This is a genomic window from Marinobacter sp. L-13 (assembly GCF_056857715.1).
The window spans coordinates 109,596-123,750 of sequence record NZ_JBSXNQ010000059.1 but is presented as its reverse complement, the minus strand read 5'-3'; the positions used below and the strand labels follow the sequence as shown (position 1 = coordinate 123,750).

Annotated in this window: 12 protein-coding genes and 1 pseudogene; 10 read left to right on the top strand and 3 right to left on the bottom strand. The window is 58.4% G+C overall.

The window, feature by feature from the left end; translation table 11 throughout:
- Positions 1-2: 2 nt before the first annotated feature.
- Positions 3-1,004: an AgmX/PglI C-terminal domain-containing protein gene (locus tag AC13DD_RS14095; RefSeq protein WP_482931305.1), complete on the top strand. Its 1,002-nt coding sequence runs from the start codon at positions 3-5 to the stop codon at positions 1,002-1,004.
- Between the two features lie 24 nt (positions 1,005-1,028).
- Here the strand turns inward: AC13DD_RS14095 and AC13DD_RS14090 are convergent, their stop codons facing one another.
- From AC13DD_RS14090 to AC13DD_RS14080, 3 genes are all read right to left on the bottom strand, one after another.
- Entirely contained in the window at positions 1,029-2,393 is a 1,365-nt protein-coding gene (locus AC13DD_RS14090) for a sodium:solute symporter family transporter (protein ID WP_273070466.1), read from the bottom strand.
- A 99-nt stretch (positions 2,394-2,492) separates the two neighbouring features.
- On the bottom strand, positions 2,493-4,295 hold the full coding sequence (locus AC13DD_RS14085) for a PHA/PHB synthase family protein (protein ID WP_053112290.1): 1,803 nt from the start codon (positions 4,293-4,295) through the stop codon (positions 2,493-2,495).
- Between the two features lie 9 nt (positions 4,296-4,304).
- Positions 4,305-4,637, bottom strand: a complete 333-nt coding sequence (locus AC13DD_RS14080) for a phasin family protein (protein WP_008174685.1) — start codon at positions 4,635-4,637, stop codon at positions 4,305-4,307.
- Between the two features lie 143 nt (positions 4,638-4,780).
- Here AC13DD_RS14080 and AC13DD_RS14075 point away from each other — a divergent pair, with 143 nt between their 5' ends.
- From AC13DD_RS14075 to AC13DD_RS14035, 9 genes and pseudogenes are all read left to right on the top strand, one after another.
- Entirely contained in the window at positions 4,781-5,101 is a 321-nt protein-coding gene (locus AC13DD_RS14075) for a TraR/DksA family transcriptional regulator (protein ID WP_008174687.1), read from the top strand.
- An 8-nt stretch (positions 5,102-5,109) separates the two neighbouring features.
- Complete coding sequence (locus tag AC13DD_RS14070; RefSeq protein WP_008174689.1) at positions 5,110-5,841, top strand: ABC transporter ATP-binding protein; 732 nt, start codon at positions 5,110-5,112, stop codon at positions 5,839-5,841.
- Positions 5,842-5,862: 21 nt separating this feature from the next.
- Entirely contained in the window at positions 5,863-8,244 is a 2,382-nt protein-coding gene (locus tag AC13DD_RS14065) for an ABC transporter permease (protein WP_482931304.1), read from the top strand.
- 32 nt (positions 8,245-8,276) lie between these two features.
- On the top strand, positions 8,277-9,482 hold the full coding sequence (locus AC13DD_RS14060; RefSeq protein WP_008174693.1) for an efflux RND transporter periplasmic adaptor subunit: 1,206 nt from the start codon (positions 8,277-8,279) through the stop codon (positions 9,480-9,482).
- Between the two features lie 98 nt (positions 9,483-9,580).
- The gene (locus AC13DD_RS14055; protein WP_482931303.1) at positions 9,581-10,984 is read left to right on the top strand and encodes an N-acyl-D-amino-acid deacylase family protein; all 1,404 of its coding nucleotides are present in this window, start codon (positions 9,581-9,583) and stop codon (positions 10,982-10,984) included.
- Between the two features lie 27 nt (positions 10,985-11,011).
- Positions 11,012-11,329, top strand: coding sequence for a hypothetical protein (locus tag AC13DD_RS14050; RefSeq protein ID WP_482931302.1), 318 nt, complete (start codon positions 11,012-11,014; stop codon positions 11,327-11,329).
- Between the two features lie 20 nt (positions 11,330-11,349).
- On the top strand, positions 11,350-11,955 hold the full coding sequence (locus AC13DD_RS14045; protein WP_008174699.1) for a DUF2238 domain-containing protein: 606 nt from the start codon (positions 11,350-11,352) through the stop codon (positions 11,953-11,955).
- 51 nt (positions 11,956-12,006) lie between these two features.
- Positions 12,007-13,121, top strand: a pseudogene (locus AC13DD_RS14040) (SLC13 family permease).
- A gap of 203 nt (positions 13,122-13,324) precedes the next feature.
- Complete coding sequence (locus AC13DD_RS14035; RefSeq protein ID WP_092029837.1) at positions 13,325-14,125, top strand: C39 family peptidase; 801 nt, start codon at positions 13,325-13,327, stop codon at positions 14,123-14,125.
- The last annotated feature ends 30 nt before the right edge of the window (positions 14,126-14,155 follow it).

Sequence of the window (14,155 nt, the reverse complement as noted above, 5' to 3'; positions counted from 1 at the left end):
CCATGATGGATTATCGGTACGGATTGCCCTGGAATCAGGAGCGTGGTGAACGTAAGCGGTTGTTGGCTGCCGCTGTTTTTGTGATGCCATTGTTCCTTGCAATTGCAGGTTATGTCAGCTGGGTAGAGCTGCCAGAACGTGACAGGCAGGAACAGGAAGCTCTGCCGCCTCAGCTGGCCAAGCTGATCATCGAGAAAAAGGAGCCCCCAAAACCGGTGATGCCCGAGCCGGAGCCCGAACCGCCGAAGCCTGAGGAAAAGCCGGTGGAACAGGCCAAACCAGAGCCCAAGCCGGAGCCGGTTCCTGAACCGGTGATGCCGGAACCCGAGCCGGAGCCTCAGGTAGCCGAAAAACCGGAGCCCAAGCCAGAACCCAAGCCTGAAGAGGTCGCCAAGGCGAGGGAGAAGGCAAAGAATACCGGTATTCTCGCAATGGGGAACGAACTGAAGAAACTCAGTTCGCTGGCGGAGTCGGTCAAGCTGGATGGCCCGGTTGCCAATACAGCGGAACCTATTGCCCGCAAAACCGGTGATACTTTGGCCTCGCGCGCGACCGCGAGCGCGAAGAGCAGTGGGGTGAACGAGGAAGCGCTCAACCGGGAGGCCGGTCAGGTCGCCCTGGCCGAGCGTCAGCGCGCGGAAGTTGCCGAAGCAGAGAGAGTTGCTGCGGTGAAAGAGGCGACACGCAAGGAACAGCAGGAAACTGCGGCCAGAACCCGGAGCAAGGAAGAGTTGCGCCGGACCATGGATGCCAACAAATCCGCGATCTACAGCATCTACAACCGGGAGCTTCGGCGCAAACCGTCGCTGCAGGGAAGTGTTACCCCAGAGTTGGTCATTGAGCCGAACGGTGCAGTATCGAGTTGTTCGGTGGTGGAATCTACACTCAATGAGCCGGCGCTGGAGAGCAAGATCTGCAATCGTCTGAGGTTGGTGGATTTCGGGGCCCGACCGGGCGTTGATCAAACCAAGATCCGTTATCCGATCGAATTGCTGTCCAGCTAGGGCGCTGGACAGCAAGGATGCCGCTTAGCGTTTCCGGGTTGTGGTCGCGATCACGACACTGACCAGTCCGGAGCCTACCAGGGCACCAACGAAAGGCATCAGGGTGGGAATGCTGCCGGGGAAGCTGGCAGCTTCCAATCCGGCCATCAGGCTGCCACCGGTAATCCATCCGGGCAGAATCGCGCCGAAAAGTCCCGCCAGACAGCCCAGGATCGCCGCCCTCGTGGTCATTTTTCCCCAGAGCCCCATCAGTACAGGCAGAACCGCCGTGGCGCAAAGCAGGTCTGCGATCAAAAATAGCCGCAGCACGGAAATCCCCTGAAGTGCCACCAGAACCACAGGAATCATCAGCAGCACGGTAAACCATCGGGCACTGACAATGGACAACCCCTGTTTTTCGGTAACCGCCAGCGACGCAAGTGCGTTCTGCAGGGTATCCACCGAGGATGCCACGAGTGTGATGGCCAGGATCAGGGCCGGTAAAGCGAGCCAGGCCGGCGCATCAGCAAGCAAGGCAAAAAACGGAATCGGCGGGCTGCCAAGGTCGGCGCCGCTCATGGCCGCCAGTATTCCCAGGCCGCCAACCACGGCGACAACGGCGATGGTGACCACGCCGCCCAGCAACGCGCCGCGGCTCAGGGCGTCCGTATCACGAGCCGACCATAAACGCTGCCAGTATCCCTGGTGGAACAGGTTGGCGGCGGTGACGGCAATCACCAGGGTCAGCGCCACGCTCAGGGCCGCCGGCGCGGGGATATCCGGTAGCGCTGCGGGTGCTGCGTCCGGAAGCTTGCCTACGGCAACAAAACTGACGATAGCCAGCAAGCCGATCAGCAACAGCGCCTGCCATTGGTCGGTAACGATGCTGGCCCTGAGACCACCGACAGCGGTGTATACCAGCGTGGTTATGGCAACGCCAATGACCACAATGCCGCCATCAATACCGGAAAGCAGCGACGTTATGGCACCAATGGCAGTAAGCTCCGCGGTGAGAAAGCAAAGCATGTAGAGCACCGAGATCGTCGAAACGTAGCGGCGTACGCCATTGCCATAACAGGCGTTGGCGAATTCGCCGATGCTGCGTCCTTCCGGAAGGAAGCGGCGAATAGCGGGGCCACAGAAAGCGAACACGATAAACGGCAAGGCGGCGCCCAGGGCATAGCCAGCCAGAGCCAGAGGGCCGACCAGTGCGCCAACCTCAGGCGGGGCAAACAGTATCCAGCCGCCCATGCCGGAAGCGAGGAAAGACAGTCCGAGGGCCCTGGCTCCCTGACTGTTTCTTGCCGTTACATAGTCATCCAGTCCGCCGTCGGCGAGACGGGCTCTCAGTCCGAGCCAGGCAAACAGGATCATGGCGACCACGATCGCCGCGAGGGTGGTATAAAACATCGGGAGGTTCTCCGCCGTTCATCAAGCGGGCCATAGTGCCACAACGGCGGAAGCGGGGCGAGATACGCTGGCCCGCAGGAATGCGGGCCACGCAGAGGTCTACTGCTTCACGGCCTCCGCAGCTTTGACTTTGACGTAGCTGCCGGGTGCGTCCTCAATCGCAGGAAGTTTCCCTTCGCCGGGGATGCGAGCCGGCACGTCGCCGTCTGAGAAACGGGCAATCCACTCGAGCCAGTGAGGCCACCAGGATCCCGGATGGTGTTCGGACTTCTCGAACCAGGCGTCTGCATCCGGCACCAGGGTGTCATTGGTCCAGTAGCCGTACTTTTCCTTGTAGGGCGGGTTGATCACGCCAGCGATATGGCCGGAGCCGGAGAGCACAAAGCGGACATCACCGCCGTGGGCCAGCGCCCCTTTGTAGGTGGTTTTCCATTTGGCGATGTGATCCTGTCTGGCGGAAAGGAAAAAAGAGGGTACATCGATTTCGGACAGGTTGATGGACTCGCCGAGCAGATTCAGGGAATCTGGCTTCACCAGACGATTATTCAGGTACATCTGTCGCAGATAGTAACTGTGCATTCGCGCTGGCAGGTTGGTGCCATCGGTGTTCCAGTAGAGCAGGTCAAAAGCCGCGGGCTTCTGGCCTTTAAGGTAGTTATTGGTCCAGAACGACCAGAACAGCTCGTTTTCTCTCAACAGGTTAAACGTGAACGCCATAGCGCGGCCGTCCAGGTAGCCCTTGCGCTCCAGCATTTTCTCAATACCCCGGATCGAGTGGTCGTTAATGAAGACACCGATTCCGCCAGGGTCCGAGAAGTCCAGAAGTGTCGTCAGATAGGTAGCACTGGCTACCGGATCACGGCCTTTTTTCTTGAGCCAGGCCAATGTTGAGCCCAGCAGGGTGCCACCGATGCAATAGCCGATCAGATTCATCTGGTCTTCGCCGGTGGCTTCGGTAACCGCATCCATGGCCGCTAGTGGCCCGAGTTCCATATAGTCTTCCCAGCCTTTGTCCCTCAGGGAGGGCCCGGGATTTCGCCAGGAAATAATAAAAACAGTCTGTCCCTGGTTGACCAACCACTGGATAAAGGAGTTCCTGGCGGTGAGGTCCAGGATGTAGTACTTGTTGATCCATGGCGGAACAATCAGCAACGGGCGTTTGCTGACGGTCTCTGTTGTTGGCGAGTACTGGATCAACTGCATCAGTTCGTTCTGGAACACGACCTTGCCAGGGGTAGTTGCCAGATTACGTCCTACCTCAAAGGCAGAGCGATCTGTCATCCCAACATTGAACAGGGAAGGATTCTGCCGCAGGTCTTCGATCAGCTGCCGTCCACCGTCAATCAGGTTCATCCCTTTGCGTTCCCACGTAATCCTGAGCACTTCCGGATTCGTGGCGGGGAAATTCGATGGCGACAGTGCGCTGGTCAGGTGTCGGGCGTAGAACAGCATCTGGTCCCGTCCTGCCGGGGGAATCCCTTCCATGCCGGCCGCCCAGTTCAGAAAGGCCTGTGAGTTGATCAGATAGGCCTGGTGGAGGACATCAAAAGGCAGATGCTTGTGCCACTCCTCGGCCTGGAAGCGTCGGTCGTCGGCCTCTGGTTCGACAACGGGCTGCTTATGCTTGCCCACGAGCCGTGCAAGGGTGTAGTGCCCCAGCGCGGCATGTTTGCGGGCCAGATCCAGTTCCGCTCCTGCAAACCGGAGCGGGTGCAGGAGCAGGTCCTCGGCCATTGTGCGGTAGGCATCGGACATTTCCGTTATCGTGGAGAGCGTTGCCGCATCCAGGACGCCAGCATCTCCCAATGCTTTCTCCAGTTGCTGCTGTCCCTGGCGGACGTTGGTTTCGAAGCCGTTGACGAGCTGACCTACGGCTTTCCCGAGCGTATCGAGACCGAACATAACTATCCCTTATTTGGCGGTTTTCGGGCCGGGCTTGGCCGATGCCTCGGGTGCTTTCTCGAACACCTTCTGAATCTGCTCCCTGCTTTCGTTGAAGTAGTCCTGCCAGGCTTTCCAGTCTGCGGTGAACTGCTCGCTCAGTGATTTCAGGGTCTCCGCCTGATCGCCAGTCAGGCTTTTCAGGCTCTCCAGATCACGGACCTCAGACACCTTTTTAGCCTGCTCCATGGTGACATCGGCATAACGTCGGAAGGCGTTCATCTGCATTTCTGCAGCCTTGCCAAATTGCTCGAACAGGGTTTCGTTCAGACGGGTCGCTTTTTCGAAAAGCTCGGTGTTCATGGTCACAACTCCTTTGCGTATGGATTTGATGGAATTCTATTCTGCCTCATCCTGCGTGACGCAATTTTGACAAGCATCAATCCCGGGTTCAGCTTATGCTTTACTGTAGGAACATGTTTTCCCGGCAAGGCAGGAGGCGCCATATGACCAACCGGAAATCCGAACTTGAAACACTGAGAGCCGACCTGACGGCCAGACTTTCCCGTTATGAGGCGCATCAGCATCGGGAAGGGGGTGCGTTAGACAAGGATTTCGAGGAGCAGGCTACCCAGACCCAGAACGACGAAGTGGTCGATTCGCTGGAAACCGAAACCCGTTCCGAACTCGCTCAGATTGAACATGCACTGGCTCGGATTGATAACGGTGTGGGTGACGAATGCGAATCCTGCGGCGAGGCCATTGACCCACGCCGCTTGCAGGTTCTGCCCTATACCACGGTTTGCGTGGATTGTGCCGAAGACTGAGTGACACCATGGAGCCACTGCAGGCATCCACGACCGGCTCGGCCGTATTCCAGACCCGGGGCCTGACGAAAACCTATGATCAGGGGGAGGTTCAGGTTCATGCCCTCCGTGGCGTAGATCTGGATCTCTATGGCGGCGAACTGGTCGTCATGCTGGGCGCTTCCGGTTCTGGCAAATCCACACTCCTTAACATTCTTGGCGGGCTGGATGTGCCATCGACCGGCGAAGTCCGGTATCGGGATTTTGATCTCAGTACTGCCGGCGACCGCGAACTCACCCGTTACCGCCGTGAACACGTGGGTTTCGTGTTCCAGTTCTATAATCTCATTCCCAGCCTCACCGCCAGGGAAAATGTGGCGGCAGTGACCGAGATAGCGACCAATCCAATGACGCCGGAAGAGGCACTTGAACTGGTTGGGCTCAAGAGCCGCATTGACCATTTTCCGGCCCAGCTTTCCGGTGGTGAACAGCAGCGCGTTGCCATTGCCCGGGCCATTGCCAAACGACCGGATGTACTCCTGTGCGACGAGCCAACCGGCGCCCTCGATTCCGCCACCGGCGTATTGGTGCTCGAGGCACTGGACAAAGCCAACCGGGAGACCGGCACGACTACCGTCATCATTACCCACAATGCTTCCATCGCCGGCATGGCGGATCGCGTGATAACGCTCTCGGACGGCAACATCAGCGGTGAGCGTCTTAATGAGCGTCGCCAGGATCCCCGTACACTGTCCTGGTAACGGTACTGAAGAGTAACAGCGATGTCCCCGAAGGGATTGAACACGGTTCTGAACGTAAAGTTACGGCGGGAACTCTGGCAGATGCGCGGTCAGGTACTGGCCATCGCACTGGTTATTGCCGGAGGCGTGGGCGTGTGCGTGATGTCTCTCGTGAACTATTCATCGCTGTTGGCAACCAGAGCCCAGTATTACGAACAACACGAATTTGCCGAGGTCTTTGCGCCGGTCAAACGGGCTCCACGCCATACTCTCAAGGACACCGCTGCGCTGCCTGGTATCGCCAGGTACGAGGGGAGGGTCGAAGGCGCTGCGAAACTGGAAATACCCGGGTTTCCGGATCCGGTGTCGGCTCGCCTGGTGTCTGTTCCGCCGGAAGGTCAGCCTGACGTCAACCGCCTTTTTATTCGCCAGGGACGGCTCCCGGCTGCTGGTCGAAGCCAGGAGATCGCAGTTATCGGAAGCTTTGCCGAAGCGCATGAGTTGGTTCTGGGAGATCAGTTTGAAGCCATTATCAACGGCCGCCGGCAGGCTCTTACGATAACCGGCATTGTTGAGTCACCGGAATTCATCTACGTCATTCCTCCGGGCGGTATGCTGCCGGACTATCAGCGGTATGGTGTTCTCTGGATGAACAGAGAGTCCCTGGAATCCGCCATGGATATGCGGGGCGCTCTCAACAGCCTGGTGGTGACGCTCAAGCCTGGCCATTCTGCTGCCTCCGTCATTGATGCTCTGGATCGATTGCTGGCCCGGTATGGGGCAACGGGGGCTTTTGGCCGGGACGACCAGTTTTCCCACCGTTTTCTGAGTGACGAGCTCAATCAGCTGAAAACCATGGCGACGGTTTTCCCCCTCATTTTCATGAGTGTCGCCATGTTTTTGTTGAATGTGGTGATTGGCCGTCTGATCAGCACCCAACGGGATATCGTCGCGGTACTCAAGGCCTTCGGCTATAGCAACCGTCAGATCGCCTGGCATTACAGCGAACTGGTCATCGTGATTGCCGTCATCGGTTTGCTGGCGGGGCTTGGCCTTGGCCTATGGCTTGGACGCTCTCTCGGCGAACTGTACATGGATTATTACCGCTTTCCGGGGCTGTTGTTTCGCATTGACCCCGCATGGGTTGTGCTGCTGGGGTTGATGACAATTGTGGTCGCCTGGCTCGGTGCCTGGCGAGCCATCAGGCAGGCAGCGGCACTGCCACCCGCTGAAGCCATGAGGCCTGAGGGGCCCGCCAGGTACCGGGTGACCATAGTGGAAAAGCTGCTCTCGGGAATCCGTTTCGCCCAGCCCTCCCGAATGATCGTGCGCCAGCTCTCCCGTCGTCCGGTTCGGACCCTGTTATCCATGACTGGGGTCGCTATGGCCACTGCCATCGTGATGGTGGGAAACTTCCAGTTCGACTCGGTGTCCCTGATGGTCCACACGCAGTTTGCACGGGTTCAGCAACAGGATCTGTCCGCGACCTTTATTGATCCGGTGAACAGCGCGGCGTTGTTCGGCTTGCAGCGGCAAGCCGGGATACGTTACGTGGAGGGGCGACGCTCGGTCCCGGCACGTCTTGTTTCCGGCCATCGGGAGTGGCGAAGCGCAGTCACCGGAATACCCTCCGAGGCGCGCCTGCAATTTGTCATCGACAGTGACCTGCAGCCGGTTCCGCTCCCCAGGGAGGGGTTGTTGTTGACCGATTTTCTGGCCGATGAACTGGGTGTCGGTCCGGGAGATGTTCTGCAGCTGGAGCTCCTGGAGGGCGACCGCCGAACGGTTATGGTTCCGGTCGCCGGTATCACCAGCGAGTTTCTCGGGGTTGGTGCCTACATGGATCTGGATGCCCTCAACCGGGCACTGGGGGACGGGCCCCTGATCAATCAGGCCCTGATCAACCTGGACCCGGACAAGGCTTCGGAAGTTTATAACAGTCTTCGCGAAACCCCGGGAGTGCTTGGCCTGAGCATCCGGCAGGCCATGCTCGACAGCTTCTACGACACCCTGGCGAGAACCTTCCTGACGTTCACCTTTTTCAACAGCCTGATGGGCGGAATCATCGCTTTTGGAGTGGTCTACAACACGATCCGGATTTCACTGGCGGAAAAAGGTCGGGAGTTGGCGAGCCTGAGAGTGCTGGGATACACCCAGAATGAAGTTGCGCATATATTGTTGGGAGAGGTTGCGCTCTTGCTGTTTCTGGGTATTCCCCTCGGTTGGCTGACTGGCCAGGGTCTGGCGCTCATGATCGTTACTGCCATGCAAACCGAACTGTATCGGGTGCCCTTGACGATCACCAGCCAGACACTTGGCATGTCCGCGTTGGTCGTGGTGGTATCGGCGATCGCTTCCGGGGTTATTGCCTGGTGGCGCCTGAAACGGCTGGATCTTGTAGCGGTGTTGAAAACACGGGAATAGGTGCGAAAGCAACCGGGGAGTGAACTGAGGTTATGGCGAAAAAAGGGTTTGCCGGAAAATGGTTGTTCTGGGGGGTGTTCGTAATGCTCGCCAGTGTTGCAGTTGTGGTCACGATCCGACCCGATCCGGTCTGGGTGGATCTGGCGCCGGTAACCCGTGGCCCCATGGAAATCACTATCAAGGAGGAGGGCAAAACGCGGGTGCGTGACCGATACGTGGTTTCATCACCGGTTGCCGGCTATCTGCACAGGGTATTGCTGGAAGTGGGGGATCCGGTGATTCCGGGAGAGCTGCTGACGGAGGTTGACCCCATGCCTGCCAGCACCCTTGATGCCCGAAGTCGGGCCGAAGCGGAGGCCAAGGTGCAGTCGGCCCGCTCGGCGCTGAACTCCACTCGTCAAAAAGTGGCGGCGGCCGAGGCTGAAGCAGACCTCGCCGTGCGTGAGCTGGCCCGCCTCCAGGCACTCAGTGATGATCGTTTTGTTTCCGACGAGCGTTTGCAGCAGGCCCGGGCCACTGCGGCCAGAACCCAGGCCATTCTGCGTTCCGCGCGCTTTGACGAAGAAGTGATGGCCCACGAACTGGCAGCGGCCCGAACGCGCCTTGAGGTGTCTGCCGCGCGTGCGAACGGCGATGGAGCGGTTGAACGTGTGCCGGTCAGGTCCCCTGTAAACGGCTCTGTTTTGGGAATTGTTCGAAAAAGCGAGGGTGTGATTCAGGCCGGTGAAGCCATTCTGGAACTGGGGGATCCCGGGGCGCTTGAGGTGGTTGTGGATGTATTGAGTTTTGATGCCGTGAATCTCCAACCCGGTATGGTGACGCGCCTCACCGGGTGGGGTGGCGGCACCCTGGACGCTACGGTCCGGCGCGTTGAGCCGGTTGGATTCGAGGACGTGTCGGCCCTGGGTGTGGAAGAAAGGCGGGTACAGGTAGTTGCGGATATCACCAGTCCTGCTGATGCCTGGCAAAGCCTGGGGGACGGCTATCGGGTAGACGCCGAGTTTCTGCTCTGGCGTTCCGACAATGTCCTTCAGGTTCCGGAATCCGCCATCTTTGTCACTGATGGGCAGCACCAGGTATTCCGCGTTGTCGATGACATTGCGGTTCTGACAGACGTGTCGGTCGGTCGCACAAACGGATTTCATACAGTTATCCAGGAAGGATTGACTGAGGCAGACAACGTCGTCCGACACCCGGATCGTCAGCTTGAAGACGGCAGCCGTATCCGTCTTCGTTAATGGCCTGCATTGCACGGTCCGCCGGCTAAAATGAGAGGACATATCACGTTTGGCTGGCTAGACTGACGGCACATAAAAACAAAAAGGAGACTGGCACGGTGAACCAGTTCGATACGCTTATTCTCGGCGGCCGCTACTTTGACGGTACCGGCGGCCCCTCACGCATCGCCCATGTTGGCATCAAAGATGGGCGGGTTGCCGAAGTCTTTGACCAGCAGCCCGAACCCGGCCTTGCGACGCGCACGATTGACGCCAGCGGTTGCTGGGTAACGCCGGGATTTCTCGATACCCATACCCATTACGATGCCGAGTTGCTGGTAGCGCCGTCCCTGTCTGAATCCGTGCGTCACGGTGTCACCACGGTGCTGATCGGCAGTTGTTCCCTGAGCATGGTCTGTTCCGATCCGGAGGACGCCTCGGATATTTTTACCCGGGTGGAAACGGTCCCGAGGGAAAAAGTGCTGCCCATTCTGAAGCAGCACAAGTCCTGGCAGACACCAAAAGCGTGGGTGGCGTTCATGGACCAGCATCCACTGGGGCCCAATGTCATCAGCTTTCTCGGCCACAGTGATCTGAGAACTGCCGTTATGGGGCTGCATCGCGCCACCGACCGGGGCGTGACTCCGACATCAGAAGAGCAAAGACAAATGGAAGCCCTCCTTGAGGAGGCTCTGCAGGAGGGCTTTCTCGGTCTTTCCACCATGTGCCTGAAATGGGACAAGGTGGATGGTGACCGGGAGTGGTCCAAGAGCCTGCCAAGCACTTACGCCCGCTGGCGGGAGGTCAGCCGTCTGAATGCACTTTTGCGCCGGTACGGGCGGGTGCACCAGGGCGCACCGAATGCGGCCAATCCGTTGCAGGTGACCCAGTACCTGAAAGAGACCCTGGGCTGGTTGAGAAAGCCGCTGAAAACAACCCTCATTGCGATGATCGACCTCAAGGGTAACCCCACGGTCAAACCAATGGCGAGTCTGGTCGGATGGCTGGCCAACAGCTTTGGAGGTAATTTTCGCTGGCAGCTGCTCCCGACACCGTTCACGGTCTATGCCGATGGCATGGATATCGTGCTGTTCGAAGAATTCGGTGCCGGTGAAATGGCCCTGGATATTCGGGATCAGCTTGAGCGCAACGATCTCCTCAAGGACGAACAGTACCGCCGGAAATTCCGGAAGTTCTATAAGGAAAAGCTCTCGCCCCGGGTATGGCAGAGGGATTTCGGCGATGCCGTTATTCTCGACTGCCCGGATAAAAGCGTGGTTGGCCGCAACTTTGCTGAGCTGGCGGCCGACCGTGGCATCCATGTGGTCGATTTCTTTCTCGACATGGTGGTTGCCCATGGCCGTTCACTGCGCTGGTTCACCACGGTAGGCAACCACAGAAAGGATCGGCTCCGGAAAATGGTCACCAATCCCGGTGCCCTGATCACCTTTTCCGATGCCGGCGCCCACATCCGTAATATGGCGTTCTACAATCTGCCTCTGCGGTTTCTCAAGCTGGTTTAGGAAAGCCATGTGGAGAGTGAGCCGGTCATGTCGCTGGAACGTGCCGTACATCGACTGACCGGCGAACAGGCAGATTGGCTTGGAGTTGATGCGGGTCATATCAGGGAAGGTGATCGGGCCGATATAACGGTACTGGACCCCCGTGGCCTTGATCAGGATCTGGAACAGGTTGAGTGGGCCGAGATGGAAAACTTCGGACTGGAGAGAATGGTCAACCGGGTGCCTGGTTGTATCAGAGAGGTGCTGATCAACGGCCGACCCGCGGTAACGGATGGTGAGGTTGAAGCTGCCCTGGGCCGGGAGCCTGGCTATGGCCACTTCCTGCGCGCCGGTGCGTCTGGATAACCACGTACAAAAGGAAACCTATGAACCTGCGATTTGCGCCCGCCGTCTGGGTGGTGGTCTTTCTTGCAGTCTTTGTCTGGTCTGCCATCGGACCCAGGGATCGGGCCACCTGGGCGCTGGAAGTCCTGCCCGCTGTCATTGGTTTTGTGCTGGTTGTCTGGTGTTTCTTCCGTTATCCCCTGACGCCTCTTGTCTATTTCCTGATTCTGGTCCACGCCGTCATCCTGATGGTTGGAGGGCACTATACCTACGCGGAAGTACCTTTGTTCGACTGGTTTCGGGACTGGTTTGACTGGGAGCGCAATAACTACGACAAGCTTGGCCACCTGGCACAGGGGTTTATACCGGCAATCATTGCCAGGGAAGTGGTCATTCGCTTCGACGTGTTCTCCAGTCGCCGCTGGGCGGCGTTTTTCATCGTCTGTTTCTGTCTGGCGCTAAGCGCCTTTTACGAGCTGATTGAATGGTGGGTGGCCTTGCTCAGTGACGAAGCGGCCGAGGCCTTTCTGGGCACACAGGGCTACGTCTGGGATACCCAGTCGGATATGGCCTGGGCCTTGTCCGGCGCCATTCTGGCTCTTATCCTGCTCGGGCGTTTTCATGATCGCCAGCTTCAGGCGCTCTGACGTTTCGCCCGCCTGCTGATGTTGAATGTCTGAATGATGGAATAGAACTGTATGTCCGAAGAGCTCAACGCTGACAAACAGGCCGAGGGGCTGCCCCGCAGCCAGGTCATTGGACTGATCCTCGGGGCTGCCTTTCTGCTGGCAACCATCATACTCCCACCTCCGGAAACCATGGCCGCGGAAGCCTGGGCGGCGCTGGGGTTGATGCTGCTGATGGCTACCTGGTGGTCTACCGAAGCCATTCCGATTCCCGCCACTGCCTTGCTGCCAATCGTGCTGGTTCCCGCGCTCGGGCTCGGGACGGTTGGTGAAGCCACCGAGCCCTATGCCAATCCGATCATTTTCCTGTTCCTGGGGGGGGGCTTCACACTCGGGCTTGCGATGCAGCGATGGAACCTGCATCGCCGGATCGCCCTGATGACGCTGAAGGCCGTTGGCAGTAAACCCCGGCGGCAGATTGCCGGGTTCATGTTGGCAACCGCGTTTTTGAGCATGTGGGTCAGCAATACTGCAACAGCCATCATGATGCTGCCGATTGGTCTGTCGGTGGTGGCGATGATGAACAGCAATGACAATCCCGAGGGCATTCGGCGTTACGCCACGGCCCTCCTTTTGGCTATCGCCTATTCCGCCAGTATCGGTGGTATTGCCACACTTATCGGCACACCGCCAAATGCCTTGCTGGCGGCCTACCTGAGCGAAAACCAGGGTATTTCTGTGGGCTTTGCCCAATGGATGTTGCTGGGGGTTCCAGTGACGGTTGTCATGCTGGCCCTGGCCTGGTGGTGGCTGACCCGGCGCGACTTCGGGCTGGGCATGGCCGGCGCCCTGCCAACCCTTGTCATGATTGTTCTGGTGGCGGGTATCATCATCTTTCTGACCGAAGTTACCAGCAATACCGCAACCGCGGCGGCGTTTCTGCCGTTGCTGGGGCGCTGGCCCTGAGTCAGGGCGTGTCACCGTTACTACTCACTGTGCCTGCCGCCATCGCGGCCAGCTGTGCCTTCATGATGCCGGTGGCCACGCCACCCAATGCCATCGTGTTCTCCAGTGGTCACATGCAGATCAGCGACATGATCAGAGCCGGGTTTGCTCTCAATCTGATGGGCATTGTCGTGGTAACTGCCCTGAGCTACCTGTTACTCGGCGTGGTCTTTACCTTTTGAACGGCAGGCCCGGCAACCGGGCCTGCTTCCCGATTCCCATCCATGTCATGAAACAGTTCTCAAATCCCCTTCCTAAGGCCCCTCCTGCAGCGACAGATTTGAGGCACAGTTATCTTTAAGGGCGCAGGCTTTTCGGTATCTTACCGTAACAACATGTAACCCGCTTAATAACGTGGCCAATAAAAACAGGGACTTCGTCTGACATGCTGCTGGTGCTCGCTGGATCCATTCTTACATTCACCATGGTGCAGGAAGCGACCGTGGTGGAGCCTTTTGAGAAGGGCCAGATCGTCATTGAGCAGGATGTGGATTCCAGTCCTGTTGAATTGCGCTCCGACGTCAGGGTGGAGCCTCTGGTTGAACAGAAGTTCCGGAATATCGTGCGTCAGGCCTATGACTACAGCTGTGGAAGCGCGGCGCTGACCACGGTGCTGAACTTCTATCTCGGACGGACCTTGTCAGAACGACAGGTCATGGAGGGGCTGCTCCACTACGGCGAAAGTGAGCGCATCGTTGAGCGGCGCGCGTTCTCCATGCTCGATATGAAGCGGCTGGTGACGGCACTCGGTTACCCGTCAGGCGGCTTCCGGGCCACCATCGATGACCTCAGGGACCTCGATCACCCGGCGATCGTGCCCATCCACCACGCGGGCTTCAAGCATTTCGTGGTGTTACGGACGATCCGCGACGGGCGCGCCTACCTGGCAGATCCTTCAGTCGGCAATATCTCCTTTACTCTGGCCCAGTTCGAGGAGAAGTGGGACGACAACGTGCTTTTCATCGTCTTTCCGGGCAGTGACAAGCCCCTGGATAACCTCGAGCTGAAGGAGGAAGACCTTCGCTTCGTGGATGACCAGACAATGACCCTTCTGGCGCTGGAACGGATACCGGCGTTTCACGAATCCACCCAGCGGCGGATCCAGAATCTGCTGGAACGCCAGAAAAACAATCCCGACGGCAGTGTAGAAAACACCCGAAAGCAGTTGCACTACCGTCGTAACTAATTCGCCGGGTAATCCCCGGGGCAGGAACAC

Coding starts and splice junctions, on each gene's coding strand:
- AC13DD_RS14075 (WP_008174687.1), top strand. CDS start 4,781: ATGACCAACCGGAAATCCGAACTTGAAACACTGAGAGCCGACCTGACG.
- AC13DD_RS14085 (WP_053112290.1), bottom strand. CDS start 4,295: ATGTTCGGTCTCGATACGCTCGGGAAAGCCGTAGGTCAGCTCGTCAAC.
- AC13DD_RS14065 (WP_482931304.1), top strand. CDS start 5,863: ATGTCCCCGAAGGGATTGAACACGGTTCTGAACGTAAAGTTACGGCGG.
- AC13DD_RS14070 (WP_008174689.1), top strand. CDS start 5,110: ATGGAGCCACTGCAGGCATCCACGACCGGCTCGGCCGTATTCCAGACC.
- AC13DD_RS14090 (WP_273070466.1), bottom strand. CDS start 2,393: ATGTTTTATACCACCCTCGCGGCGATCGTGGTCGCCATGATCCTGTTT.
- AC13DD_RS14060 (WP_008174693.1), top strand. CDS start 8,277: ATGGCGAAAAAAGGGTTTGCCGGAAAATGGTTGTTCTGGGGGGTGTTC.
- AC13DD_RS14035 (WP_092029837.1), top strand. CDS start 13,325: ATGCTGCTGGTGCTCGCTGGATCCATTCTTACATTCACCATGGTGCAG.
- AC13DD_RS14045 (WP_008174699.1), top strand. CDS start 11,350: ATGAACCTGCGATTTGCGCCCGCCGTCTGGGTGGTGGTCTTTCTTGCA.
- AC13DD_RS14095 (WP_482931305.1), top strand. CDS start 3: ATGATGGATTATCGGTACGGATTGCCCTGGAATCAGGAGCGTGGTGAA.
- AC13DD_RS14050 (WP_482931302.1), top strand. CDS start 11,012: ATGTCGCTGGAACGTGCCGTACATCGACTGACCGGCGAACAGGCAGAT.
- AC13DD_RS14080 (WP_008174685.1), bottom strand. CDS start 4,637: ATGAACACCGAGCTTTTCGAAAAAGCGACCCGTCTGAACGAAACCCTG.